Below are 23,953 nucleotides of genomic sequence, written 5' to 3' on the forward strand. Positions count from 1 at the left end.
CGGAAGGCTTACAAGGCCTGCCTTGCAACCTTCGGCGCACTTAAGGGTCTGTAAGACCAGTTTTCGAGCGTGCGCACCTGGGTGTAGACTTGCTCGCTTTTTGCGCAAATAGAGAGCCGCAGGAATGAAGCCGTTTGCCTCCCGTTGTCTGCTTGTTGGCGTATTTTCCCTGGTCCTCGCCGCGTGCTCCCAAGCACCGGTCGAACAGGCCAGCACGCCTGCCCAGCCTGATGCATGGCAGCAATTGCAACAAAATATCGCCAGCAACGAGCTGGCCACCGCAGAAGACCAACTGGTCTCCCTGCAAGCGCAGTCGCCTGGCGACGGCCGCATCGAACAATACCAGCGCGAGCTGGCCGAAGCTTACCTGCAACGCAGTCAGATCATGCTGCAGAAGGGTGACGTGAACGCGGCGGTCACAGCCCTGGCGCGCGCACGCGCACTCATGCCACAGGCTCCGGCGGTTACTGGCGGTGATGCCGTTTCACAAGCGCGCAAGGCCGAGTTGGCCAAGGCCGAAGCCGCACTCAAGGCTGCCGAAGCCAAGCCTAGGGCTCGAATGATCGACCCCAGTGCGCCCAGCACGGTCATTGCGTTGGAAACCACCAACATCCAAGCCATGCGCCAGCAACTCGATGACATTGCCGCCGACGTTGTCAACTATGGTTGCGATGTGGTGTTCCAGGTGCCACGCAGCGCGGATGCGCCGTGGCTGAAGACATTATTGGCCAAGCGTGTTCGCAAGATCGACAGCACCTTCGAGCTGAAACAGAAGCACGATATCCAGCGCGCGCTGCCTGCTCAGGTGGTGCTGGTTCCCCACCAGCGCTAAGCCAGTGAACAGGGGCTGCGAGGCAGCCCCTGATACACCGGTGACTTAAGCAGGAACCGCTTCGGCAGCCGCTTCACGCTCCCACACGCGATGCCCTTCCACTGCCTTGACGAACGCGTCCATGGCCTTCTGGTCGTCGCCGGTCAGCAGACCTTTGTCTTCCTTCAGACCCAACGTTGCCAGCAGTTCCTGAGTCAGCACCATCGCCTTGAGGTGCTTGTAGCCCTCAAGCAGGAAGTGCTTGGCCAGGCCACTGGCCGCCATGGCATCGGTGGATGCCTTGCCAGCGGGTACGACGATGCCATCGAACATGATCGACGGCATGCCTTCCATCGACGCATCCACCGGCAGTTGCGTACCGTCGGCGGCCTTCACAGGCGCCGAGGTCGGGCCCAGCAGCATGGGGCGAGCACTCTGCGCCTCAAGAGCCTTGACCACCTTGTCGACACTGGCAGCATCCACGCCATTGGCGATCAGTACAGCGATCTTGCGACCCTTGATCCCAACCTTGCCCGGGTGGTTCATCTGGCTGAGGGCTGGCGATTCGGCCAACTGGCTGCCCTTGACCTTGACGGTACCGGCTTTAGGGGCTGGCAGGCCCAGGTTTTCGGCCACGGCGGCTGCCAGCTTCAGGTCGATGTTGGCGAGAATTTCATTCACCTGGCGGGCGCGGATGTGCTCACGCTCGACCTTGCCCAACTCGAAGCTGTAGGCCTTGATGATGTGCTGCTGTTCGGTCGGGCTCATGCTCTGGAAGAACAGGCGCGCCTGGGAGAAATGGTCACCGAACGAATCGCTGCGCTGGCGAATCTTGTGCGCATCGACGCGTTCCTGATAGGTCTCGAAACCGCCATCGCGTGGGCCGGGCGGGGTTTCCTTCGGCCAACCACCATCGATGGAGTTGGGCTCGTAGGCGGCGCGGCCCTTGTGCACGATATGCTGGTGCATCGCGTCGCGCTGGTTGTTGTGGTTCGGCGCGACCGGGCGATTGATCGGGATCTGGTGGAAGTTCGGGCCACCCAGGCGGCTGATCTGGGTATCGGTGTAGGAGAACAGGCGCCCCTGCAGCAACGGGTCATTGGTAAAGTCGATACCCGGTACGATGTGGCCTGGGCAGAATGCGATCTGCTCGACCTCGGAGAAGAAGTTGTCCGGGTTGCGGTTAAGCACCATCTTGCCCAGTGGCGTGACCGGCACCAGCTCTTCAGGGATGATCTTGGTCGGGTCCAGCAGGTCGAAGTCGAACTTGTGCTCGTCGGCCTCAGGCACGATCTGCACGCCCAGCTCCCATTCCGGGTAGTCGCCGGTTTCGATGGCTTCCCACAGGTCGCGACGGTGATAGTCGGTGTCCTTGCCTGCCAGTTTTTGCGCCTCGTCCCACAGTACGGAGTGCACGCCCTCGCTGGGCTTCCAGTGGAATTTGACGAAATGGGCCACGCCTTCGGCGTTGACCAGGCGGAAGGTGTGCACGCCGAAGCCTTCCATCATGCGCAGGCTGCGCGGAATGGCACGGTCGGACATGGCCCAGACGACCATGTGCGCCGATTCAGGCACCAGCGAGACGAAGTCCCAGAAGGTGTCGTGAGCCGAACCGCCGGTAGGGATCTCGTTGTGCGGCTCGGGTTTGACGGCGTGTACGAAGTCCGGGAACTTGATGGCGTCCTGGATGAAGAACACCGGCATGTTGTTGCCGACCAGGTCGAAGTTGCCCTCATCGGTGTAGAACTTCACGGCAAAGCCGCGCACGTCGCGCACCGTGTCGCCGGAGCCGCGCGGCCCCTGTACGGTGGAGAAGCGTACGAATACCGGGGTGATCTTTTCCGGGTCTTGCAGGAAGCCGGCCTTGGTCAGTTCGGCGTGGCAGCCATAGCTCTGGAAATAACCGTGGGCACCGGTGCCTCGTGCGTGGACGATACGCTCCGGGATGCGCTCATGGTCAAAATGGGTGATCTTCTCGCGCATGATGAAGTCTTCAAGCAGCGAGGGGCCGCGGTCGCCGGCCTTCAAGGTGTTCTGGTTGTCCGAGATGCGCACGCCCTGATTAGTGCGCAGCGCCTGCCCGGTGGCATCGCTGCGGTCTGCTTCCAGGCTCTGCAGCTTGGCATTGGTATTGGCCCGATCCGGGGTCTGGGTACCTGCGGCCTCGCTGTGCTTCGGCGCATCCTTGTTCTTGCTGGGCATGGTTGGCTTTCCTCATCAGTCTTCAGGCGCCCGATCGGGCTTGTCCAGCTAGTGACTCGGGCAGAGGAGCGAGCGTTCCATCGGGATGACCAGCTGTCGTCATATAGCGTTCAGATTGGTCAGAGGCAAAATAAATGCTAAGAACAGCGGTTATAAAAGGCTAAAATGCGGCCCCCAGCCCACCGCTGAATCAATTTCCATGCGCCCCACAAGGTTCGCTACGTGATCGAGTTCCAACAGGTACACAAGACTTACCGCGTTGCCGGTAGAGAAATTCCCGCACTGAATCCCACGACTCTGACGATCGAGGATGGCCAGGTGTTCGGCCTGATCGGCCATTCCGGGGCCGGCAAGAGCACCATGCTGCGCCTGATCAATCGCCTGGAAGAGCCTTCCGGCGGCAAGATCATCGTCGACGGTGAAGAAGTGACCGCATTCAATGCCACCCAATTGCGCGGCTTTCGCCAACAGGTCGGCATGATTTTCCAGCATTTCAACCTGCTGGCTTCCAAGACCGTTGCAGACAACGTCGCCCTGCCGCTCACCCTTGCTGGCCAATTGTCGCGCGCCGAGATCGACAAACGCGTGGTCGAGCTTCTGGCCCGGGTCGGTCTGTCGGACCATGCTCGCAAGTACCCTGCGCAGTTGTCGGGCGGTCAGAAGCAGCGCGTCGGCATTGCCCGTGCCTTGTCGACCAACCCGAAGATCCTGTTGTGTGATGAGGCGACCAGCGCCCTGGACCCGCAGACCACTGCCTCGGTACTGCAGCTACTGGCCGAGATCAACCGGGAGCTGAAACTCACCATCGTGCTGATCACCCACGAAATGGACGTGATTCGCCGCGTCTGCGACCGGGTAGCAGTGATGGACGCCGGTCAGATCGTCGAGCAAGGCTCGGTGGCGGATGTGTTCCTGCACCCGCAGCACCCCACCACCAAGCGCTTCGTGCAGGAAGACGATCACGTCGATGAAGGCGAACAGCGCGACGACTTCGCCCATGTGCCAGGCCGCATCGTACGCCTGACCTTCCAGGGTGACGCCACCTACGCACCGCTGCTGGGCACCGTTGCCCGCGAGACCGGCGTGGACTACAGCATCCTCGCCGGGCGTATCGACCGCATCAAGGACGTCCCCTACGGTCAGCTCACGCTCGCCCTGATTGGCGGCGACATGCAAGCGGCCTTTGCCCGCTTCAAGGCCGCGGATGTTCATATGGAGGTACTGCGTTGATGGACGCCTTGAGTTTCTTTGCCAATGTCGACTGGGCCGAAATCTGGTTGGCAACCGTCGATACCCTGATCATGCTGTTCGGCTCGCTGTTCTTCACCGTGCTGCTGGGTCTGCCGCTGGGCGTGCTGCTGTTTCTGTGCGGTCCGCGCCAGATGTTCGAACAAAAGGGCGTGTACGCCTTGCTGTCGCTGGTGGTCAACGTGCTGCGTTCGCTGCCGTTCATCATCCTGCTGATCGTGATGATCCCCATTACCGTGCTGATCACCGGCACGTCGCTGGGCGTGGCGGGTGCGATTCCGCCCCTGGTGGTGGGTGCCACGCCATTCTTCGCCCGCCTGGTCGAAACCGCCCTGCGTGAAGTGGATCGCGGCATCATCGAAGCCACGCAGTCCATGGGTGCCACCACGCGCCAGATCATCACCAGCGCACTGTTGCCCGAGGCCCGGCCAGGGATCTTCGCCGCGATCACCGTCACGGCCATCACGCTGGTTTCCTACACCGCGATGGCCGGTGTTGTGGGTGCGGGTGGCCTAGGGGACCTGGCGATTCGCTTCGGCTACCAGCGCTTCCAGACCGACGTCATGGTCGTGACCGTAGTGCTGTTGCTGGTGCTGGTGCAGGTCCTGCAAAGTGTCGGCGACCGGCTGGTTGTGCATTTTTCCCGTAAGTAACCCCAATGGGGTCGGCTCGGCCGACCCGTTCGGGGGCCATCGCGGCCCTCACAAGGAGTGATCAATGAAGAAGCTGCTTGCTGTCGCTGCCGCCATCGCGGCCTTCTCGGCCCAGGCCGATACCCTGACCGTCGCCGCTACGCCGGTACCCCACGCCGAGATCCTCAACGTGGTCAAGCCGCTGCTGGCCAAGGAAGGGGTAGAGCTGAAGGTGAAGGAATTCACCGACTACATCCAGCCAAACGTGCAGGTGGCGGAAAAGCGCCTGGACGCCAACTTCTTCCAGCACCAGCCTTACCTCGATGAGTTCAACAAGGCCAAGGGCACCGACCTTGTGAGCGTGACTGGCGTACACATCGAACCGCTGGGCGTTTATTCCACCAAGATCAAGAAGCTCGACGAACTCCCGTCCGGCGCTACCGTGGTCATCCCCAACGATGCCACCAACGGTGGCCGTGCCCTGCTGCTGCTGGACAAGGCCGGCGTCATCAAGCTCAAGGACAACACCAACATCCTCTCCACCGTGAAAGACGTTGCCGAGAACCCGAAGAACATCAAGTTCCGCGAACTTGAAGCGGCCACCATCCCGCGCGTGCTGACCCAGGTCGATGCCGCCCTGATCAACACCAACTATGCGCTGGAAGCCAAGCTGAACCCGGAAAAGGATGCGCTGACCATTGAGGGCAGCGATTCGCCTTACGTGAATATCCTCGTCGCACGTCCGGACAACAAGGACAGTGAAGACATGAAGAAGCTGGCAGCCGCCCTGCATTCGCCCGAGGTGAAGCAGTTCATCACCGAGAAATACAAAGGCGCTGTAGTACCCGCGTTCTGAGCCTTCCGCCTTGGGTCGCCTGGCGGCCCAGGGTGCGGTTGCTCTGGAGCGTAACGCAAGCACAGGTGCAATGCGCCTGTGTTATCGCTCCAGAGGCTCGGGCTCGCCGAAGGTCCTGATGCTCAGTCGCCCCGGACCAGGCCGGGCAGGCGGGCCACCAACTTCTTGCTGTCGAACGGCGCACGAATGAAGCCACGCTGACGGCCATCCGGGCCAACGATCGCCAGGTTGCCACTGTGGTCCACGGTGTAACCGGGCTTGCTGGTGTCGGCAGGGACGAAGGGGATGCTAAGCGCATTGGCCAGCTTCTGGGTATCTTCCACGGAACCGGCCAACCCCACGAAGTCCTTGTCGAAGTAACCCAGGTATTGCTTGAGCTGGTTCGGCGTGTCGCGGTTGGGGTCCACGCTCACCAATATTACCTGCATGCGGTCCAGCGCCTGCTTGGGCAGTTCACTCTTTACCTGTCGCAGCTGCGCCAATGTGGTGGGGCAGATGTCCGGGCAGTAGGTATAGCCAAAGAACAGCAGCGACCACTTGCCTTTCAACTGATCCAGTTGCACCGGCTGGCCATTCTGGTTGGTCATGGTCACGTCAACCACCGTCCGGCTTTGCGGCAGCAGGATGATGCCGGCATCGATGAGCTCGGTAGCGCTCGGTGGGCGCTTGGCGTTGAGCACATTGTTGAGGATCAGGCCCATGATCACGACGATCAGGGCAGCGATGATGAAGACGGCTTTCTGGGTTCGGGTCATAGGCTCGGTAACAGGTTGAGGTCGACGATCACTGCGATGAACAGCGCACAGGGTAGGCGCTAGGGTACGCCATGCCGGCGTACTGCGCATGCGGCGCGGCGCCACGGCCTGCATTGGTCTTGATAGGCCGTCCGGGACGATTAGCACAGTGCACCCGGGTTTTCATGAAATGAACTTCATCAACAGCCCAATGGCTCTAAACCGATGTAATTGAAGGAGAACGGTCACGCAGGGAGCGCCATATATGCTGGATGCGACAGGCAGCGCATCCGTTTATAACAAATGGATCTTAACTTAATTGAATATCCAGCTAAGTTAGTGTCTTCCGTTTGAAACGATTTGTCCTTGGAGTTGTCATGAACATCGCTGCTGTACGCGAGCAGGTGAGTCAAGCCCACCAACACGAAGGCCAGACTGGCCAGCTGCAAAAACGCCTCGCGCTGCAACTGCCGCACCTGCACCCTTCCATTCAATTGCCGGAGCAGGGTGCTCAGGACACGCTGGCGCGCTTTGTGGGTGCCTACATCGATCAAGTGCCGGAACTGCTTGAAGCGGCCCATGAAGTCGCGCGTGAAGCCGGCATCGAGTCGCAGATCACGCCGGTGCTGAAGATTGCCGAGGCTTACTTCCTGCAGCCGCCTAGCGTGATGCAAGGGCATGTCGGCCTCGACTGCCTGCTGGACGAGGCCTACCTGGCCCATCGCCTGGTGGAGGAGGTCAACGACCTGTACATCCGGCACTTCCAGCAGCCACTCATCCCTGTTGATACCACCGTTGCCAACCTGATCGCTCACCAGCTGATCGGCGAAGCCTTTGCCAATCAGCTCGATGAAGTGGTGCACCATTCGGTCGATGAAATGCTCGACGACGAGAGCTTCGCCGCCGAATCCGTGGAAGCCTACCGGGAAAAGCTGAGCAGCCCCGAAACCGGCGCCGCCTGGAAGCGTTGGCCCTGCCTGTCACGTCAGCTGGGCGTGGAGCTCGGCCAGCCGGCCTAAGCATGGCCGGGCTGGCCAATCGTGCGATGGCCAGCCTGGGCCATCGCCCGAGGTCAGGCGCCCACGCCGGACGTGGTGCGTAGCCGTCCTTCCACCCGTCGTTTCAAGCGCTTGTGCTCGACGCGAAGCTTCGAGCCACTGGCCGCATTGCTGCGGCTCCAGTCTTCGAGCAATTCCAGGCAGGCGTGGTCGATGTAGCTGAGGTTGCCCAGCGGCACATGCAGCGTGGTGCCGGCGGGAACGCCGTCGAGCACCTTGGTCAGCGCCGGCACCTTGAGGAAGGTTGCCGCGCCGCTCAGGCGAAGTTCCATGTGCCCGGCCTTGGGCAGGTCCACCAGGTTGATCTTGAGGCGTGCGGCTTTGAAGGCGAGCTTGAGCAACGTCAGGGCAAAGCCCAACAAGACGCCCGTGAGCAGATCGGTGAAGATGATCGCCAGGGCGATAGCCGCATAGGTGAACATCGGCATCCGGCCATAGCGCCCAAGGCCCCGGAAGGCTTTGAGATCGACCAGTTTTATCCCGGTAAACACCAGCACCCCGGCCAGGCTTGCAATCGGAATCTGCTGCAGAATGCTGCTGAGCACCACCACAAACGCTAACAGCCACACGCCATGCAGAATCGCCGAGGCCCGGGTTTGTGCGCCGGCCTGGACGTTGGCCGAGCTACGCACGATCACGCCGGTCATGGGCAGCGCGCCCAGTACTCCGCACAGCATGTTGCCGATGCCTTGGGCCGACAGTTCCCGGTCGAAATCCGAACGCTGGCCACTGTGCATGCGGTCCACTGCTGCGGCAGACAACAGGGTTTCGGCGCTGGCGATGAATGCCAGTGCAAAGGCCGCCACCAGCAAGCCAGGGTCGGTCAGTTTCATCAGGTCATCGAAGCGAATCCAGTCGATGGCCTCGGACAAGTCCGCCGGTACCTGCACGCGGTTCACCGGCAGCGCCAGCCACAGGCTGATGGCAGTCATGGCTGTCACGCCCAGCAATGCTCCCGGAATGAAGCGCAAGCGCTGTGGCCGCAATCGCTCCCAGCCCCACATGATGAGCATGGTGCCCAACCCCAATGCACCGGCCTGCCAACCCATGCCTGCGCTTTCCAGCGGCAACGCCCCAGCGACGGTTGCCGGGAACGCCAGCAGGTTCTGCATGCCTGACGGCTGAGGCGCCGTATCGAACATCACATGGACTTGCGACAGCACGATCAGTACCCCGATACCCGCCAGCATGCCGTACACCACCGCCGGCGCCGTCACTCGGAACCAGCAGCCCAGGCGCAGGCGCCCGGCCAGCAACTGCAGCAAGCCTGCCAGAAGCAGAATCGGCCCGAGCATGGCCATGCCGTGCTGGCGCACCAGTTCGAAGACCAGCACCGCCAGCCCAGCTGCCGGTCCGCTGACCTGCAACGGGGAGCCGGCGAGAAAACCGACGACAATGCCGCCGATGATACCGGTGATCAGCCCCTTGGCCGGCGGCATGCCGGAGGCGATCGCAATACCCATGCACAAGGGCAGGGCCACCAGAAAGACCACTACCGAGGCCAGCAACTCACGCGGCAGGGCCGCTTTCAGCTGTGTAATGTTCACCGTATTACTCCTTTCTCTATCGCACGGCCATTCCTCTGGCCGTGGGCACGTTTAGCCCCGACAGGCGCGCAGCAGCAGGCCGCCAGCGCAGCAGCCGGCACACCAGTCAGGGAATTCAGGGCAGCAGACGGCCACGCCACACCCCAGCGGGGTGTAGCCGGCCATCAAGGTTCAGCGGTGGTCGGGTCGCTTAGTAGCGGCCTCTCGGCGTAGCGCAGGGCACTGGCTGGTCTGCCGACAGCGGCAGGAAGCTGTCGCTCAAGGCGTCGTAGGCTTCGATCTTGCTGGTCTCGATGTCGTATACCCAGCCATGGATATACAGCTCGCCCGCGGCAAGGCGCGAGGCGACGGAGGGGTGCGTACGCAGGTGATGCAGCTGGGCGATGACGTTTTCCTTGGTCAGCACCTGCATGTTTTCATGCTCGGTTTCGCACGAGCAGTTGTTCTCTACCACGGTACGGGCTACTTCGGCATGACGCAGCCATGCGCTGACGGTCGGCATCTTGGCCAGCGACTGCGGGTTGAGCACGGCGCGCATGGCGCCGCAGTCGGAGTGGCCGCAGACGATGATGTGATGCACTTTCAACGCCATGACGGCGTACTCGATGGCGCTGGAAACGCCGCCGTTCATCTGTCCATAAGGAGGGACCACGTTACCGACGTTGCGGGTGACGAACAGATCGCCCGGCGAGCTTTGCGTGATCAGCTCCGGCACGATGCGCGAGTCGGCGCAGGTAATGAACATGGCGCGCGGCGTTTGCGCCGTGGCGAGTTTCTTGAACAGCTCTTGCTGCTCAGGGAAAACGTCATGATGAAAGCGCAGGAAGCCGTCGACAATGTGCTTCAGGGCGGCATCGGCGCTTTCCGCAGGGACCTGCGGCACGACCTTGGATGGGTCCTTTACGGGCATGATTCATCCTCTTGACGGTGAGTAGGCAAATCCATTTTACCGGTGAAAGATTCTGGCAATGCTGGGATTTAGATGACAGGCATTGAGCATAAATCACAGTCGGTGTGGACTGATTTCCTACGCTAGCCGGGAAAACTTAACTGAAACTTAATTCGGAGGCTCTAGAACGGGCGTTCCAGATGATCAGGAGGGTGCTTCAATAGTAGCAAAAAAGCATCAATTGCCAAGTACCATGACTGCAATTATTTGCTCGGATTAGTGAGGCTGGGGGTATTCCCCCAGCGCGTGGTAAAACGTAGGCTGTCGAGGCGGGAGGCAGTGCGCCTTCCGGGTTGCATTTCGCACAGCTGTAGTGCACTGGGTGCTCGAAGGGGACCACGCCTCGATGCCCGATCAAGCCTTCCGGTCGTTCAATGTCAGAATCAAATCACGAACGGCCTCGCCCGCAGCTGCGATGTAGCCTTTGTAGAAATCCCTGCCTTGGCGCAGCAATGGGGAGCCTTCCAAGGACTCAACAGCCGCTTCAACTGTTGCCGAGCCGTACTCTTCACTCATCGCTGCCACACTCCGGGCACGCGCCGCCGGATCGTCATACGACTTCTGATACCAACTGGATACTTGGTATTCAGCGCCCTCGCGCTCGAATTTTTCACGCATGCTCGTTGCCAGCGCATCCAGTGACCTTTGGATCACGACGGGGTCGATGTTATGGGCTTTCAGGTAAGTCTCAACGCGCGTCTGAGCCGCCGTTATCAAGGCACCATGGGTGTATCCCTGCATCGGTGGAAAAACACCTTCGGGGAGCTTCATGCCAGGCGTGTACGGGTGATAGGTGTAATTTTTGTCAGCCATGTTTGACTCCTTGGCGTAAACAGCGGAGTTGGTGAGTACCGCTAGTAGGCTGGCAGCCAAGGCTAGGCCCAAGCGCCCGGAATAAGCGTGCCTATGGTGTGTCCTTGATCGAAGACGAGGTCGTAGCATTCGCATCTTGGCCAGACTTTCATTATTCGCACGACATGCGGCAGAGATTATTTGAAGCACTAGTAGGCACTGGGTCATTTGCCCACTGAATCACTGCCCGACTTTTCCAATCCAGCTATCAGATCGTGCACACCATTTCCTGCGCTTTCAATGTAGTCGCCGAGTAGACCACGGTCTTTGTCCAGTAGCGGCGAGCCTCTAAGTGACTCGGTAGCAGCGCGAACAGCAAGCGCACCGAAGTGCTCGGCCATGTCGGCAACGCTCTTGCCACGGTCCGCGCTGTTCGCATAAGGCTTCTGGTACCACGTCGATATCTGATACTCGACATTTTGGGCTTCAAACACCCGGTTAAGCTGGTCGGCCAGGCCAATCAACGATTCACGGACAAGCGCTGGCTCGATACCCTTGTTGCTCAACACTGCTTGGGCGCGCGTTGTAGCAGCGCCAATCAAGTCCTCGTGGGTGTAACCCGGCATGGGTGGGAACACACCCTCCGGAAGTTTCATGCCTGGTTGATAGGGTTGGTAGTGGTTTGGACTATCTTGCATGGCAAGCTCCGTAGCTTGAGCGGTTGATGACATGGCCGACACGACGGTGAATGCGCCATAGGCAAGCAGGGCCAGTAAGCAAGGCCGCCAATGAGATCGGCAGAGGTAGGGAGACTGAAACGCTGCAGGTCCGATGGCTGCATCCAATTCGTCGGTATTATGCATATCTTCCCTGATGCTCACGTAAAGCCTGCTGGCTGGCCAACCCTTGTTATCTCCGTCGCCAATGTTGTGGCGGTCAGCAGAGCGTTGGAGGTCGGCTTGTTTCTGAAGGGCTCTTTTGATGGGCTGGCTTTTCAACTTCAACCGTGTACTGAGCGCTGTTCAGAGTGAGGTCCGAGGTTAACCGAGCACTACATGACCGCGGAATCGCAATATGCTTACATACTTGTAAGCATTTTCTTACACAAGTGACACCCGCGTTATTCTGCCCAAAAAGATAATGCGGCCTCAAAGCCTCGCCAATCGTGGCTTTGTCGATTACCGGGTTACTTCGCTGAACGCGTTACCTTCTTCAATGACGTGCTGGCTCCATACAATAAATCAACGTCCATTCACAATCACTGATGAGCGCTTTTTTAGGGTTTCAATGCGGCAGCGCATTTTCTCCAAGCAGGCACAGCGCTACCGCAGGATCTGAGGAGCCATACTCCATGGCTCAAAACAACTGAAGCTGGGCGCCAGGCGGATTAAACTGCGAACAGTCAAGTTGCAAGGCGTCACGTTCCTGGAATCCTAATTTGCGGACGCTCTTGGCGAAGCGCTGGGCAAGCAGCTGGGCATAAACACCTTCACCCCGCATACGAGCACCGAAGCGGCTGTCATAAAGCGCTCCGCCCCGGCTTTGCCGAATCAGGCTCATCACATGCGCCGCGCGCTGCGGATAGTGATCGTGCAACCATTGCTCGAACAGAGGGGCCACCTCCAGCGGTAAGCGAAGCATCATGTAGGCCGCGCTTTGCGCCCCGGCCTCTTGCGCCGACTCCAGCAACTGCTCCAGTTCACAGTCATTGATCATGGGAATGATCGGCGAACACAGCACGCCCACGGGTACGCCGGCATCGCGCAGCAGGCGTATGGCCCGCAAGCGCGCAGCAGGCGAAGCGGCACGGGGCTCCAGCACACGCTTAAGGCCAGCATCAAGGGTGGTATGGCTCATCATCACGCGCACAAGGCGCAAGCTGGCCATTTCGGTCAACAGGTCAAGGTCACGCAGAATCAAAGCGCCCTTGGTGACGATGGTCACTGGGTGTCGAAACTTCAGCAGCACCTCCAGCAAACGCCGAGTCAGCAAGTGTTCGCGTTCTATCGGCTGATAAGGGTCGGTATTAGCCCCCAGGTTGATCGGCGCACACACGTACCCAGGTTTGCTCAGCTGCTGCGCCAGCACATCGGCCGCATTGGTCTTGGCGATCAGCTTGGTTTCGAAATCCAGACCCGGCGACAGGTCCCAATAGGCGTGGGAAGGGCGCGCATAGCAATAGATGCACCCGTGCTCGCAACCGCGATAAGGGTTTATCGACCGGTCGAAGGGCAGGTCGGGCGAGGTATTGCGGCTGATCACGGTCTTGGCCGTCTCGATCCGCACTTCGGTCCCTTGCGTGATCGGCACATCTTGGTACCAGCCATCATCCTCATACGATGAGTGGGTGTGGCCGAAGCGATTATGCGGATTATGCGCAGTGCCGCGGCCCTTCAAAGGAGGTGAATATGACATGGCTAAACCCTTTACTGTATTTATGTACAGTAAAGGGCATGCCGGGTAATTGCCAGCCCGATCATCCGGCAGCCTGAAGCCACTGGAGGTAAGGGTGCAAGCTGATCTCACGACCTAGAAACTGTCTCACCCCTTCACGCAATGGGCGCGATGCCCCTGGGGCGATAAGTGACTCGAACAGCACCTGTCCAAGCGCACGATCAAGTAACCCCGTTTGCTCGAAGCGGGTAAAGATATCCACGGCACATACATCTGCCCAGAGATAGGCGTAATAGCCGGCGTCATAGCCGGTAACCAGGTGGTCGAAGGTGTGGGCCGGGTGCTCATGGGCGTGCAGGGGCCAATAACCACAGTGCTCGCGCGATTGAGCGAATCGCTGGCGAACGGTTTTCCCGTCACCTGGGTTCGTGTGCAGGTCCACATCGAACAAGGCCTTGCTCAGCTCAAGCGCGGCTTCGCCGATGGCTTCGTGCTTGTAGCGCTCGATGCACTGCTCGACCTGCTCCCTATCAATCTGATGCCCGTCCGATTGGTGGGAGGAAATGCTGACGAGATAGGCGGCGTTCCACACCCAACGTTCGAACAGCTTGCCAAAGAGCTCCGTCCCATCCGTGCCGAGTTCGATTACGCCCGACTGAACGTGGTTGTCGGTACGCACCATAAGGTGATGTAACGCATGGCCGAACTCGTGGTACAGCTTGCGCAGCGCAAGGTGATCCAACAATGGCTGTGCACCTGCGCTACCTTCGGGCACATCACTGAAGACGATCACCACCGCTTGCTGGTAAATCCCTTCCGCGTCGACCCGGCGGTTACGCACATAGGTTGTGAACACCGCATCTGCCTGCTTACCGGCATGCTGTACAGCATCGAGATAGAGCAAGCCAATGCGTGCGTTGTGCTGGAATGCCTCAAAGGCCAGCACCGAGGGCGCCCATACAGGGGCAGGGGTGGCCCTCAACTCCAGGCCAAAGAGCCGCCTGGCCAGCTGGATCAGCGCGTCGATGACGGCAGCCATCGGGAAAAATTCGCGCAGCGCCTCCTTCGACATTATCTTGGCCGCGTCTCGCAGTTGCTTTTGGGCGAAGCGTAGGTCCCAGGGCTGCATGTCATCCAGACCCAATTTCTGTGCGTCGCGCTCAAAGTCTGAACGCCACTGCAGCACCACGGGTTTCATGCCAGCAGCCAAGCTTTGCAGGAATGCGCGAACCTGGCGTGGTGAACCTGCACTTTTGCGCGCCAAGCTCAGGTTCATGTGATCGGAGAAGGCCAACAGCGTCGCTCGTTCATGGCGCAGAAGTGCCAGTTGCTGCAGCACCTGACCATTATCTGGTGACGAACCGGTATTGACGCCACGTCCATGGAAAGCCCGGTACACCTGCTCACGGGTAGCACCTAGCTCGGCCTCTTCCAGCACACGCTCAGTAGCCCAGCTTTCGCAGGGTATGGACCACCCGTTACTGCCACGCTGCCTTGCCCGTTCGTTCAACTCGTCGAGACTGCGTTGGGAAAGACCGCGCAGCTGAGTGATGTCATCGACGACCACGTCCGGATGATCGAGATTGAGTAGATACCGTTCTTCAAGCTCGGTTATCTGGCGTTGCAGGTCGAGCAACCGCGCCTTGTCACTCTTGGGCAGCGAAGCGCCACTGACGCGAAACCTTTCCACGTGCCAGCGCAATGTTGCCCGCTGGCGGCTATCGAGGTTACGGCCGATATCGCTGTACGCCAGCTGTTCATACAGCGACTGAAGCTGCTCGTTGCAAAACCTTGAGTCCAACGCAGAGCTGGCAGCAATGTGAAACGCCAGGATAGGGTCACTCCAGGCCTGCCCTTTGCCCAGAAATGGCATTACCCCATAAAGCACTGCGTACAACTGAGCGTCCAGATCATCCATGGCCAACACCAGGTCATCCCATGTTGGCATTGCTGGCTGGCTGTCGATCACGCGCTCGATGCCTTGTGCATACCGCTCAAGGACCTGGTCGAACGCATTCTGCATGCTTTGAACCGTGATAAAGGGGTAGTCGACGGGCACGTTGCCATCTTGCAGAAGCGGGTTGCTCATCACGCTTTACCTTGCTTGATAATGGGAGCTGGCAAGCGTGGGCGACTGCGCGAGCGTGCAGGTCGCGATTAATTACCACCAGCCCCACCGCCCGGGCCTTGCGCCCGAGCGGTGCAGCGGTCAATCGGCCGGTTTCTTGAGCTTCGGATTGGGAAAGAACTGCACGGTCTGCACGTTCACCGCTGCCGGCTTGGGTGCTGGCTGGGTGACCCGCGTGCCCAGCTCGCTGGGCACCGACAAGCCCTGCTCATTGAGCGTATCGGTAAAACCGCATGCCACGCACTCGCGGTGAGGTACACCGTCCTCGTTCCACATCATCAGCTTGTCGGCCTCACTGCATGCCGGGCATACCGCGCCAGCGATGAAGCGCTTCTTGGTCTTGTTCACGGCGTCCTCGCTCATGCTGCCGCTTCTTCGGCCAGGCCACTGTGGCGCAACAAGGCGTCAATGGACGGCTCACGGCCGCGGAAGTCGACGAACAACACCATTGGCGCACGCGAGCCGCCGCGAGCCAGCACCGCTTCGCGGAACGCCCGACCTGTTTCGGCATTGAACACGCCTTCTTCCTCGAACCGCGAAAAGGCATCGGCCGACAACACTTCAGCCCATTTGTAGCTGTAGTAGCCTGCGGCGTAACCGCCAGCAAAGATGTGCGCAAAGCTGTTCGGGAAGCGGTTATAGGCCGGTGGGCGCATGACCGACACCTCATCGCGCACGCCTTCGAGCACTTGCAGCACTGTACGGCCGTCACCGTGGCTGGCGTGAAGCTCAAAGTCGAACAGCGAGAACTCGAGCTGACGCACCATCATCATGCCCGACTGGAAGTTCTTCGCCGCCAGCATCTTGTCCAGCAGGTCCTGCGGCAGCGCCTCGCCGGTTTCGTAATGGCCGGAAATCAAGGCAAGGCCTTCGGGCTCCCAGCACCAGTTCTCCATGAACTGGCTGGGCAGCTCTACCGCATCCCATGCCACGCCGTTGATACCAGACACCCCGGCGTGATCGATGCGGGTCAACAGGTGGTGCAAGCCGTGGCCGAACTCATGGAACAGCGTCGTGACCTCGTCATGGGTCAGCAGGGCAGGTTTGCCCGGCGCGGCAGGGGTGAAGTTGCACACCAGGTTGGCCACCGGGCTTTGCAGTTGGCCTTGCGCCGTTACGCGACGGTCACGCGCCCCGTCCATCCAGGCACCGCCACGCTTGTTGGCGCGGGCATAGAGGTCGAAGAAGAAGCGCCCTACATGCTGGCCGTTCTCCTTGATCTCGAACAGGCGTACATCCGGATGCCAGGCGTCGAACTGCTTGAGCTCGTTGATCTCGATGCCGTACAGGCGCTGCACGATGCTGAACAGGCCACCCAGTACCTTGTCGATGGGGAAGTAGGCGCGCAGTGCTTCCTGGGACACACTGTAGCGCTGCTCTCGCAGCTTCTCACCAAAGTACCCGGCATCCCAACTGGCCAGCTCCGGACAACCTTGCTCGGCAGCATAGGCCTTGAGCTGGGCCAGGTCGCGGGCGGCGAAGGGCTTGGAGCGCTTGGCCAGATCGCGCAGGAAGCTCAACACCTGGTCGGTGGACTCGGCCATCTTGGTCGCCAGGCTCAGCTCGGCGTAGTTCTCGTAGCCCAGCAATTGGGCAAGCTCCTGGCGCAGATCGAGAATCTGCTGCATCACCGGACCGTTGTCGAACTGCCCCGCGTTCGGGCCCTGGTCCGAAGCGCGGGTGCAGTAGGCTGCATACAGTTCTTCGCGCAGCGCGCGGTCGCTGGCGTAGGTCATCACCGCATAGTAGCTGGGGAATTCGAGGGTGATCAGCCAGCCATCGAGGCCCTTGGCGGTGGCAGCGGCGGCCATCTGGGCCTTGGCCGAGTCCGGCAGGCCGTCGAGCGCGGTTTCGTCGGTGACGTGCTTGCTCCACGCCTGGGTGGCATCCAACAGCTGGTTGGAGAACCGGCTGCCCAGCTCGCTGAGCTTGCTCTGCACCTCGGCGTAGCGCTGCTGCTTTGCGGCAGGCAGGTCGATGCCCGACAGGCGGAAGTCACGCAACGCATGTTCAAGGATGGTCTTTTGCGCTACATCGAACGTGGCAGCCTCGGGGCTTGCAGCCAGTGCCTGGTAGGCATCGAACAACGCACGGTTCTGCCCAAGCTCCGTAGAGTAGGCGCTCAGCGCTGGCAGGCAGGCCTCGTAGGCTTCACGCAGCTCTGGGCTGTTGCACACTGCATTGAGGTGGCTCACCGGGCTCCAGGCGGCCCCGAGGCGGTCGTTCAGTTCGTCCATGGCCAGCACCAGGCCTGACCATGTAGGCGCTGCGCCTTGTTCTTCAAGAATCCTGGCAATGGCTTTACGGTTGTCGGCCAGGATCGCTTCGATCGCCGGCAGCACGTGCTCTGCACGAATTTGCGAGAAGGGCGGCAGATCGTGGGATTGCAGAAGCGGGTTGTTCGCAGTCACGGTTTGGATACCTTGGCAGAAGAAACACAGCCCCATCTTAATTACAATCGACGCCGACCGCAGCAGGCAGCCAGCCTATCGGCACACATGAGGAACACTATCATGGCCATTCGAAGCTTCCAGCAACACCGTCCCAAGCTCGGAGCGCGCGCTTTCGTGGACCGCTCGGCGGTGGTACTGGGCGATGTCGAGATCGGCGAAGACAGTTCGGTCTGGCCATTGGTGGTAGTGCGAGGCGACATGCACCGCATCCGTATCGGCGCGCGCACCAGTGTGCAGGACGCCAGCGTGCTGCACATCACCCACGCCAGCCCGTTCAACCCGGATGGCTTTGCGCTGATCATTGGTGACGAAGTCACCATCGGGCACAAGGTCATGCTGCACGGCTGCACACTGGGCAACCGCATCCTGGTCGGCATGGGCAGTACCGTCATGGACGGCGCCATCGTCGAGGACGAGGTGATCATTGGCGCCGCAAGCCTGGTGCCACCGGGCAAGCGCCTGGTCAGCGGCTACCTGTACATGGGCAGCCCGGTCAGACAGGTCCGGTTGTTGAACGACCAGGAACGTGCCTTCTTCGCTTACAGCGCCGGCAACTACGTGAAGCTCAAGGACCAGCACCTGGCCGAGGGCTTCGATCAGCCGGACTGATCGTTTTTCCACAACCGGTACGGCCGCGTAGCTGCCGGTATCGGGCCCTGACTCAGCCATGCGGGCATCGGCTTGCCCGCCAGCATGCGGCGCAGCAACCAAGCGGACACCTTCCCTATGCACCAGCAAAACATCCTGTTCGACCTCGACGGCACCCTGACCGACCCCCGCCTGGGTATCACCCGTTCCATCCAGTACGCCTTGGCGAAGCTGGGTATCGACGAGCCAGACCTCTCTCGCCTTGAACACTTCATCGGCCCGCCGTTGTTGCAGGCGTTCATGCAGTTCTACGGTTTCGACGAAGCCAAGGCCTGGGAGGCCGTCAACTTTTACCGTGAGCGCTTTCGCGTCAAGGGCTTGTACGAAAACCTCGTGTTCGACGGGGTACCGCAACTGCTCGAAACCCTCAATGGCCAAGGCCGCACCCTTTACATAGCGACTTCAAAGCCGTGGGAATTCGCGCGCGAAATCGCCCGCCACTTCGCCTTCGACCAGCATTTCAAAGTGATCTACGGCAGCGAGCTGGACGGTACGCGAACCAACAAGGTCGAGCTGATTCGCCACCTGCTGGACGAAGAAGGGCTGGACCCGGCGCACACGCTCATGATCGGCGATCGCAAGCATGACCTGATCGGTGCCCGCAGTAACGGCGTGCAGGCCGTGGCAGTTGGGTATGGGTTCGGAAGCCGTGAGGAACTGATGGCAGAAGCGCCGGCGTTTCATTTCGCGTCCCTGGCCGAGATGCACGAGGCGTTCAGCATGCAATCGCGCTGAAGGGACGGGCAACCGGCTAGCGCGGGCTAGCCACTGGGCATCAACCCTTGCAAGGCTGCAGTGCGCGCCCCGATGGGCAATGACGCCAGTTGCCCGACGCGCTCATAGAATCGCTCCCAGTCACCTTCGGCCTGGCGAAATAAAGCCGAAAAAGCCGGCACCCACTGATCGTACAGCCCGAATGGCAGCAATTTCGCATTGTTCATCGGCCCATATACCCAGGCGTCGTAACGCGTATCGCCTCTCCAGGGGCCATCGCGCAGCAAACGGTAATCGCGCCGCAGCCGCTCGAACTCGGCCCGCTTGGCCAAGCGCTTGGTTTCATCATCGGTGGGCGCCGCATAAATCGCCTGTAGCCGTGCCCGCGTGGCCAGCACCAGGCGGATGAACTGCTCGCGCTGGGGGCCATGGTCTTCGCCGGTGGCCCCCAGCCCACGGCTCAGCCGCCATTGCCGCGTGCCTTGCTGCTCGACGAACGACGCGAACGACTCGTTGAAGGCCGTATCGTCCTGCACGTAGACACGCTGATGAGCCAGCTCATGAAAGATCAGCGTGGCCAGACGCTCTTCACCCCAGCCCATCATCGATGACAGGATCGGGTCATCGAACCAGCCCAAGGTCGAATAGGTTTCTACCCCGCCCACATAGACGTCAAGGCGCTGCTGGCGCATCAACGCCGCTGCACCCCGTGCTGCGCCCTGGCGGTAGTAGCCACGGTAGGCCACGCACCCTGCAATGGGAAAACAGTGGGTGACCGGCTGTAGCGACAACTCGGGGGTGGCGAATACATTCAATACAACGTACGGGCGGCCCAAATCGGCGTACGTCGTGTAGCTTCGGTTGTCGGGTAATTTCAGTTGCCGGGTGGCGAATGTCCGCGCCTGCTGGGCGTACGCCAGTCGAGCGCGCAAGGGCTCGGACGTGGCAGGGTCGGCCATCACCTTCGTCAGGGGCCGACGCGCCTGCAGCAGCTCCCACTGGCCGACTGCCAGCTGGCCATAGTAGCCAGCGCTGCTGCAACCGTTGAGCAGCGCGACGAGCAGTAGCGGAACAAACCGGGTGAAAACGCGGTCGAGTGCCCCAGGGTCTGAGCGTTGCGCAAGCATTGTTCCAAGCATCTTTTACCGTCTGATTCGCTCAACCCCATTCGTCTAAAGATTATCTCGCCGAAAGGGAGTTTCGCCATGCGCGCATTGTGGGTCGCCGGTTCATTGCTGCTGACAACGGCCTGTTCGACATTGCCTGACCCCGACCCCTCTCAAGCGTGGGTCGACCTTGAACCAGGCGAGCAAACTTCCCTGGACGCGGTAAAAGTCGATGCAAGGGACTGGGACGACAACCGTTATTTCCAAGTACCGCCTGGCAACCATGAGCTGACCGTGCGCTATCAATTCCCAGTGGCGCCCAGCAACATCGGCCCCGTTGACGCCCCGCTATGGCGTGATTGCCAGGTCAAGGTGGCCTTCAAGGGCTTCGATGCTGGCGAGCGTTACCAGTTGCAGGCTGGCAGCATCGGCTTCCGTCCCTGGATCAAGCTCTATGATCAGCAACAGAACCTGGTCAGCCAGGGTGAACCGGCAGGCTGCCAGCGCACGTGAAGCATCCAAAACAGCGCTATGCTTGTCAGGTGTTCACTGCAAGTGGAAAAACCTGCCATGCGCCAGCCCATGATGCTGATCGCCCTCAGTGCACTGGGAGCTTGTGCTAGCCCCTTACCGCCCAAGGACCCTAAACAGGCCTGGGTAGACCTTTACACCATGACACCCGGCAGGGTCATCATGGCCGACCGCCTCGATGGCAAACGCCTGGACGACGGCCGTTATTTTCAGGTGACGCCCGGCAAGCACGAACTGATCGTACGTTTCGACTATGAGATCTACGCGGGCGGGTTCTCTACCGACCCCAGGGACCGTACATGCTACCTGACGGTGCGTTACGATCACTTCGAAGCGGGCGAGCGTTATAGGCTCGAGGCAAGGGCGCCGGTGATGGAACCGCAGGTGCTGTTGTATGACTCAGCCAGGACCGTGGTCGTCAACGAACCTAGCAGGGTCTTCTGCATACCCTAGGCGCCCTCCGGGTCCCAGCGGTTGCCAGGCTTACTGATCATTCTTCTGATAAATGATCTTGCGGGCACCGCCATCGCAGCTGCCGACCACCATGTTGGGGTCCTGCACTTCGCTGTTGGGCACGATTTCCAGGGTATAGGACGGCACACCCTGGGCCTGGATCTTGGCCTCGATTTCTGCCTTCAACTCCTCGCATGGCTTGATTGCTGCCAGTGCCGAAGTTGTCACCAGGGAGACCAGTAAAGCGGTAGCTATGCGAATCATGGGCGGCTCCAGTAAAGGCAGCGAGGCTGCCGGGTTTTCAGATTACCGCAAACCGCCCAAGGCTGGAGTAATCAGCTCACCAGCTTGGCATCCAGGGTGATGTTGGCGTTGAGCACCTTGGACACGGGGCAGCCCTGCTTGGCCTTGTTGGCGATTTCCAGGAACTGTTCTTCGCTCGCCCCTGGTACTTTGGCGCGCAGCACCAGGTGCACCGCAGTGATGGCAAAACCATCGTCCTGCTTATCCAGAGTGACTTCGGCCGCAGTGTCGATACGCTCGGGCGTCAGCTTGGCTTCGCCCAGCATCATAGACAGCGCCATCGAGAAGCACCCAGCGTGGGCAGCGCCGATCAGTTCTTCCGGGTTGGTGCCCGGCGTGTCTTCGAAACGGGTGTTGAACCCATAAGGGTTATTCTTGAGCGCGCCGCTTTCAGTGGAGATCTGGCCCTTGCCGTCCTTTAGACCACCTTCCCAGATTGCCGATGCTGTCTTCTTCATGATGCCTCCCGGTCATTGGTTAAGTACCTATCGATTCAGAGGCTGATAGCCTGATGAGAGTTCAGCTCAATCCGACAGGGGACATTGAATCCAACGATTGCGCCCATACAGAGTCAAAAGGCCTCAGGCCAACCATCATTGCGGAGGCTTCATGACGCAGTTGCGAAATCTGAAAATATCCACCCTCGATTTGGTGCCAGTGCGCGCCGACCAAGGGCCCGCGCAATCGCTGCGCAATTCGCTGGACCTGGCGCAGCACGTCGAGCGCTTCGGTTACAACCGCTTCTGGGTAGCCGAGCACCACAACATGGACGGCATCGCCAGCTCGGCCACCTCGGTGCTGATCGGCTACCTCGCGGGGGGTACATCGCGTATCAGGGTAGGTTCCGGGGGCGTCATGCTGCCCAACCACGCGCCCCTCGTCGTGGCCGAGCAATTTGGCACCCTGGCCAGCCTGTACCCCGGCCGTATCGACTTGGGCCTGGGCCGCGCCCCAGGGTCCGATCACATGACCGCCCATGCACTGCGCCGCGACCGAGCCGGCAGTGCGGACGATTTCCCGGATGACGTCGAGGAGTTGTCGCGCTACCTGGGCCCACGCACCGATGACCAGAAAGTGATTGCCGTGCCGGGACACGACACCGAAGTGCCTATCTGGTTGCTGGGCTCCAGCCTGTTCAGCGCCCAGCTGGCCGGCATGCGTGGTATGCCTTATGCCTTCGCATCGCATTTTGCGCCGCGTTACATGCACGAGGCGATTCGGGTCTATCGCAATCACTTCAAGCCATCTACTACGCTGGACAAGCCTTACGTCATGCTTGGCATCCCCATGGTAGTGGCCGAGACCGACCAGCAGGCCGAGTACTTGGCCACGTCGGTTTATCAACGCATCCTGGCCTTGATTCGCGGTCAGAGCCTGATGCAGAAGCCCCCGGTAGAAACCATGAACGGCTTGTGGTTGCCCCATGAGCGCGATGCGGTGGGCAGCTTCATGGGGCTGGCGATGATCGGGAGCCCGGACAATGTCCGCGCCAAGGTTGACGTGCTGTTGGAGCAGACAGGGGCCGATGAACTGATCTTTACCTGCGATCTGTACGAGCACGCAGACCGGATACGCTCCTACGAGTTGCTGGCTCAGGCACTGCAGCAAGCCTAGCCATTGCCCAGCACGGGCCCTATAGCCAACCAGGCTGAGTCGGCCCCCTGGCGGGGAGTCGGAAGCCTAGCAAATGGCCGCATGCACGAGACCCGCGGACAATCCGCGGGTCCCGATGAGCCTCAGTCGCGGCGGTAAACAATTTCCTTGGTACCGGCTTCACAACTGCCCACCACCTTGCCAGCGGGATCGCCCTTGTCCACGACCGTCAGCGTGTAGTTTTGCACGCCCTTGGCATCGAGCTTGGCAGCGATTTCCGCTTTCAGCTCTTCGCACGGCTTGCCGGCAGCCATTGCGCCGCCTGCCAGGGTCATCAGGCCCAACGCCAGAACCACTTTGTTCATCACTTGCTTTCCTTGTGCAGATGAAATCGCAAAAGGCGCCCATCAGGCGCCTCGTCTAAGTCTTACCCCATCGCGCCAGGCACATCCAGCCCGGAACTGTATCAGCTGTTGGTGATGCGGAAGCCGACCTTCAGGGTCACCTGGAAATGCTCGACTTTGTTGTCGCGAATGTGACCGCGGGTGCTGACGACTTCGAACCACTCCATCATCTGCACGCTTTTGGAGGCTTCGGCCAGGGCATTCTGAATGGCATCCTCGATACCGGTGGTGGAAGAACCTACCAGTTCGAGCATTTTGTACGTGTGGTGATCGGACATGTGTTGACTCCTTGGATGGCGATAACGTTGAGCCTAGCAGCGCAGTGCTGGTTTACCTGCGAGCAGGCGCAGCGGCAGAAAGTTCGATCGCACTTTCGCTTCGCTTGATAGTCGCAATC

Annotated in this window: 25 protein-coding genes; 10 read left to right on the forward strand and 15 right to left on the reverse strand. The window is 60.3% G+C overall.

Annotated elements, in window-relative coordinates; all coding sequences use genetic code 11:
- The first annotated feature begins 124 nt into the window (after window positions 1–124).
- Window positions 125–832: a PA5502 family lipoprotein gene (locus FS767_RS00205; RefSeq protein ID WP_144963739.1), complete on the forward strand. Its 708-nt coding sequence runs from the start codon at window positions 125–127 to the stop codon at window positions 830–832.
- A gap of 45 nt (window positions 833–877) precedes the next feature.
- On the opposite strand, the gene katE is transcribed toward FS767_RS00205, so the two are convergent.
- Complete coding sequence (katE, locus tag FS767_RS00210; protein WP_144963741.1) at window positions 878–3,013, reverse strand: catalase HPII; 2,136 nt, start codon at window positions 3,011–3,013, stop codon at window positions 878–880.
- A 222-nt stretch (window positions 3,014–3,235) separates the two neighbouring features.
- Between katE and FS767_RS00215 the strand changes: the two genes are divergently transcribed.
- The 3 genes from FS767_RS00215 (at window position 3,236) to FS767_RS00225 (ending at window position 5,749) form a co-directional block, all read left to right on the forward strand.
- Window positions 3,236–4,243, forward strand: coding sequence for a methionine ABC transporter ATP-binding protein (locus FS767_RS00215; protein ID WP_058603679.1), 1,008 nt, complete (start codon window positions 3,236–3,238; stop codon window positions 4,241–4,243).
- On the forward strand, window positions 4,243–4,914 hold the full coding sequence (locus tag FS767_RS00220) for a methionine ABC transporter permease (RefSeq protein ID WP_058603678.1): 672 nt from the start codon (window positions 4,243–4,245) through the stop codon (window positions 4,912–4,914). The genes FS767_RS00215 and FS767_RS00220 overlap by 1 nt, the downstream gene beginning before the upstream one ends.
- Before the next feature lie 64 nt (window positions 4,915–4,978).
- A complete protein-coding gene (locus FS767_RS00225; RefSeq protein WP_144963743.1) occupies window positions 4,979–5,749 on the forward strand; it encodes a MetQ/NlpA family ABC transporter substrate-binding protein in 771 nt (256 codons plus the stop codon).
- Window positions 5,750–5,871: 122 nt separating this feature from the next.
- Here FS767_RS00225 and FS767_RS00230 read toward each other — a convergent pair whose 3' ends face one another.
- On the reverse strand, window positions 5,872–6,504 hold the full coding sequence (locus tag FS767_RS00230; RefSeq protein WP_144963745.1) for an SCO family protein: 633 nt from the start codon (window positions 6,502–6,504) through the stop codon (window positions 5,872–5,874).
- A 356-nt stretch (window positions 6,505–6,860) separates the two neighbouring features.
- Between FS767_RS00230 and FS767_RS00235 the strand changes: the two genes are divergently transcribed.
- Window positions 6,861–7,502, forward strand: coding sequence for a hypothetical protein (locus FS767_RS00235; RefSeq protein ID WP_144963747.1), 642 nt, complete (start codon window positions 6,861–6,863; stop codon window positions 7,500–7,502).
- 53 nt (window positions 7,503–7,555) lie between these two features.
- Here the strand turns inward: FS767_RS00235 and FS767_RS00240 are convergent, their stop codons facing one another.
- The 8 genes from FS767_RS00240 to prlC form a co-directional block, all read right to left on the reverse strand.
- Complete coding sequence (locus FS767_RS00240; protein ID WP_144963749.1) at window positions 7,556–9,088, reverse strand: SulP family inorganic anion transporter; 1,533 nt, start codon at window positions 9,086–9,088, stop codon at window positions 7,556–7,558.
- A 190-nt stretch (window positions 9,089–9,278) separates the two neighbouring features.
- Window positions 9,279–9,998, reverse strand: a complete 720-nt coding sequence (locus FS767_RS00245) for a carbonic anhydrase (protein WP_058603673.1) — start codon at window positions 9,996–9,998, stop codon at window positions 9,279–9,281.
- A gap of 393 nt (window positions 9,999–10,391) precedes the next feature.
- On the reverse strand, window positions 10,392–10,850 hold the full coding sequence (locus tag FS767_RS00250) for a hypothetical protein (protein ID WP_144963751.1): 459 nt from the start codon (window positions 10,848–10,850) through the stop codon (window positions 10,392–10,394).
- Between the two features lie 203 nt (window positions 10,851–11,053).
- The gene (locus tag FS767_RS00255; RefSeq protein ID WP_144963752.1) at window positions 11,054–11,827 is read right to left on the reverse strand and encodes a hypothetical protein; all 774 of its coding nucleotides are present in this window, start codon (window positions 11,825–11,827) and stop codon (window positions 11,054–11,056) included.
- Between the two features lie 358 nt (window positions 11,828–12,185).
- Window positions 12,186–13,244, reverse strand: a complete 1,059-nt coding sequence (locus FS767_RS00260) for a PA0069 family radical SAM protein (RefSeq protein WP_144963754.1) — start codon at window positions 13,242–13,244, stop codon at window positions 12,186–12,188.
- A 61-nt stretch (window positions 13,245–13,305) separates the two neighbouring features.
- Window positions 13,306–15,312, reverse strand: a complete 2,007-nt coding sequence (locus FS767_RS00265) for a M3 family metallopeptidase (RefSeq protein ID WP_144963756.1) — start codon at window positions 15,310–15,312, stop codon at window positions 13,306–13,308.
- Between the two features lie 120 nt (window positions 15,313–15,432).
- Window positions 15,433–15,714, reverse strand: coding sequence for a YheV family putative zinc ribbon protein (locus tag FS767_RS00270; RefSeq protein WP_144963758.1), 282 nt, complete (start codon window positions 15,712–15,714; stop codon window positions 15,433–15,435).
- A complete protein-coding gene (gene prlC / locus FS767_RS00275; RefSeq protein ID WP_256674214.1) occupies window positions 15,711–17,762 on the reverse strand; it encodes an oligopeptidase A in 2,052 nt (683 codons plus the stop codon). Before prlC ends, FS767_RS00270 begins: the two co-directional genes overlap by 4 nt.
- 102 nt (window positions 17,763–17,864) lie before the next feature.
- Between prlC and FS767_RS00280 the strand changes: the two genes are divergently transcribed.
- Window positions 17,865–18,413 carry a gamma carbonic anhydrase family protein gene (locus FS767_RS00280; RefSeq protein ID WP_058603651.1) on the forward strand — a complete coding sequence of 183 codons (549 nt, stop codon included), beginning with the start codon at window positions 17,865–17,867 and terminating at the stop codon, window positions 18,411–18,413.
- A 117-nt stretch (window positions 18,414–18,530) separates the two neighbouring features.
- A complete protein-coding gene (locus FS767_RS00285) occupies window positions 18,531–19,187 on the forward strand; it encodes an HAD family hydrolase (RefSeq protein WP_144963762.1) in 657 nt (218 codons plus the stop codon).
- A gap of 26 nt (window positions 19,188–19,213) precedes the next feature.
- Here the strand turns inward: FS767_RS00285 and FS767_RS00290 are convergent, their stop codons facing one another.
- Window positions 19,214–20,293, reverse strand: coding sequence for an aminopeptidase (locus FS767_RS00290; RefSeq protein WP_256674216.1), 1,080 nt, complete (start codon window positions 20,291–20,293; stop codon window positions 19,214–19,216).
- 78 nt (window positions 20,294–20,371) lie between these two features.
- On the opposite strand from FS767_RS00290, the gene FS767_RS00295 reads away from it, so the two are divergent.
- Together FS767_RS00295 and FS767_RS00300 are read left to right on the forward strand one after the other, a co-directional pair.
- Window positions 20,372–20,785, forward strand: a complete 414-nt coding sequence (locus FS767_RS00295) for a hypothetical protein (protein ID WP_144963766.1) — start codon at window positions 20,372–20,374, stop codon at window positions 20,783–20,785.
- Between the two features lie 57 nt (window positions 20,786–20,842).
- Complete coding sequence (locus FS767_RS00300) at window positions 20,843–21,256, forward strand: hypothetical protein (protein ID WP_023532343.1); 414 nt, start codon at window positions 20,843–20,845, stop codon at window positions 21,254–21,256.
- A 30-nt stretch (window positions 21,257–21,286) separates the two neighbouring features.
- Here the strand turns inward: FS767_RS00300 and FS767_RS00305 are convergent, their stop codons facing one another.
- Complete coding sequence (locus FS767_RS00305; RefSeq protein WP_058603649.1) at window positions 21,287–21,520, reverse strand: DUF1161 domain-containing protein; 234 nt, start codon at window positions 21,518–21,520, stop codon at window positions 21,287–21,289.
- 71 nt (window positions 21,521–21,591) lie between these two features.
- Window positions 21,592–22,017: an OsmC family protein gene (locus tag FS767_RS00310; protein ID WP_144963768.1), complete on the reverse strand. Its 426-nt coding sequence runs from the start codon at window positions 22,015–22,017 to the stop codon at window positions 21,592–21,594.
- Window positions 22,018–22,168: 151 nt separating this feature from the next.
- Here FS767_RS00310 and FS767_RS00315 point away from each other — a divergent pair, with 151 nt between their 5' ends.
- Window positions 22,169–23,173 carry an LLM class flavin-dependent oxidoreductase gene (locus tag FS767_RS00315; RefSeq protein ID WP_144963770.1) on the forward strand — a complete coding sequence of 335 codons (1,005 nt, stop codon included), beginning with the start codon at window positions 22,169–22,171 and terminating at the stop codon, window positions 23,171–23,173.
- A gap of 122 nt (window positions 23,174–23,295) precedes the next feature.
- Here FS767_RS00315 and FS767_RS00320 read toward each other — a convergent pair whose 3' ends face one another.
- On the reverse strand, window positions 23,296–23,517 hold the full coding sequence (locus FS767_RS00320) for a DUF1161 domain-containing protein (RefSeq protein ID WP_144963772.1): 222 nt from the start codon (window positions 23,515–23,517) through the stop codon (window positions 23,296–23,298).
- 101 nt (window positions 23,518–23,618) lie between these two features.
- Complete coding sequence (locus tag FS767_RS00325; RefSeq protein WP_023532741.1) at window positions 23,619–23,834, reverse strand: dodecin; 216 nt, start codon at window positions 23,832–23,834, stop codon at window positions 23,619–23,621.
- Window positions 23,835–23,953 lie beyond the last annotated feature (119 nt).

Source organism: Pseudomonas sp. DE0010 (assembly GCF_007680745.1).
In the GTDB taxonomy this organism is placed as follows: domain Bacteria; phylum Pseudomonadota; class Gammaproteobacteria; order Pseudomonadales; family Pseudomonadaceae; genus Aquipseudomonas; species Aquipseudomonas parafulva_B.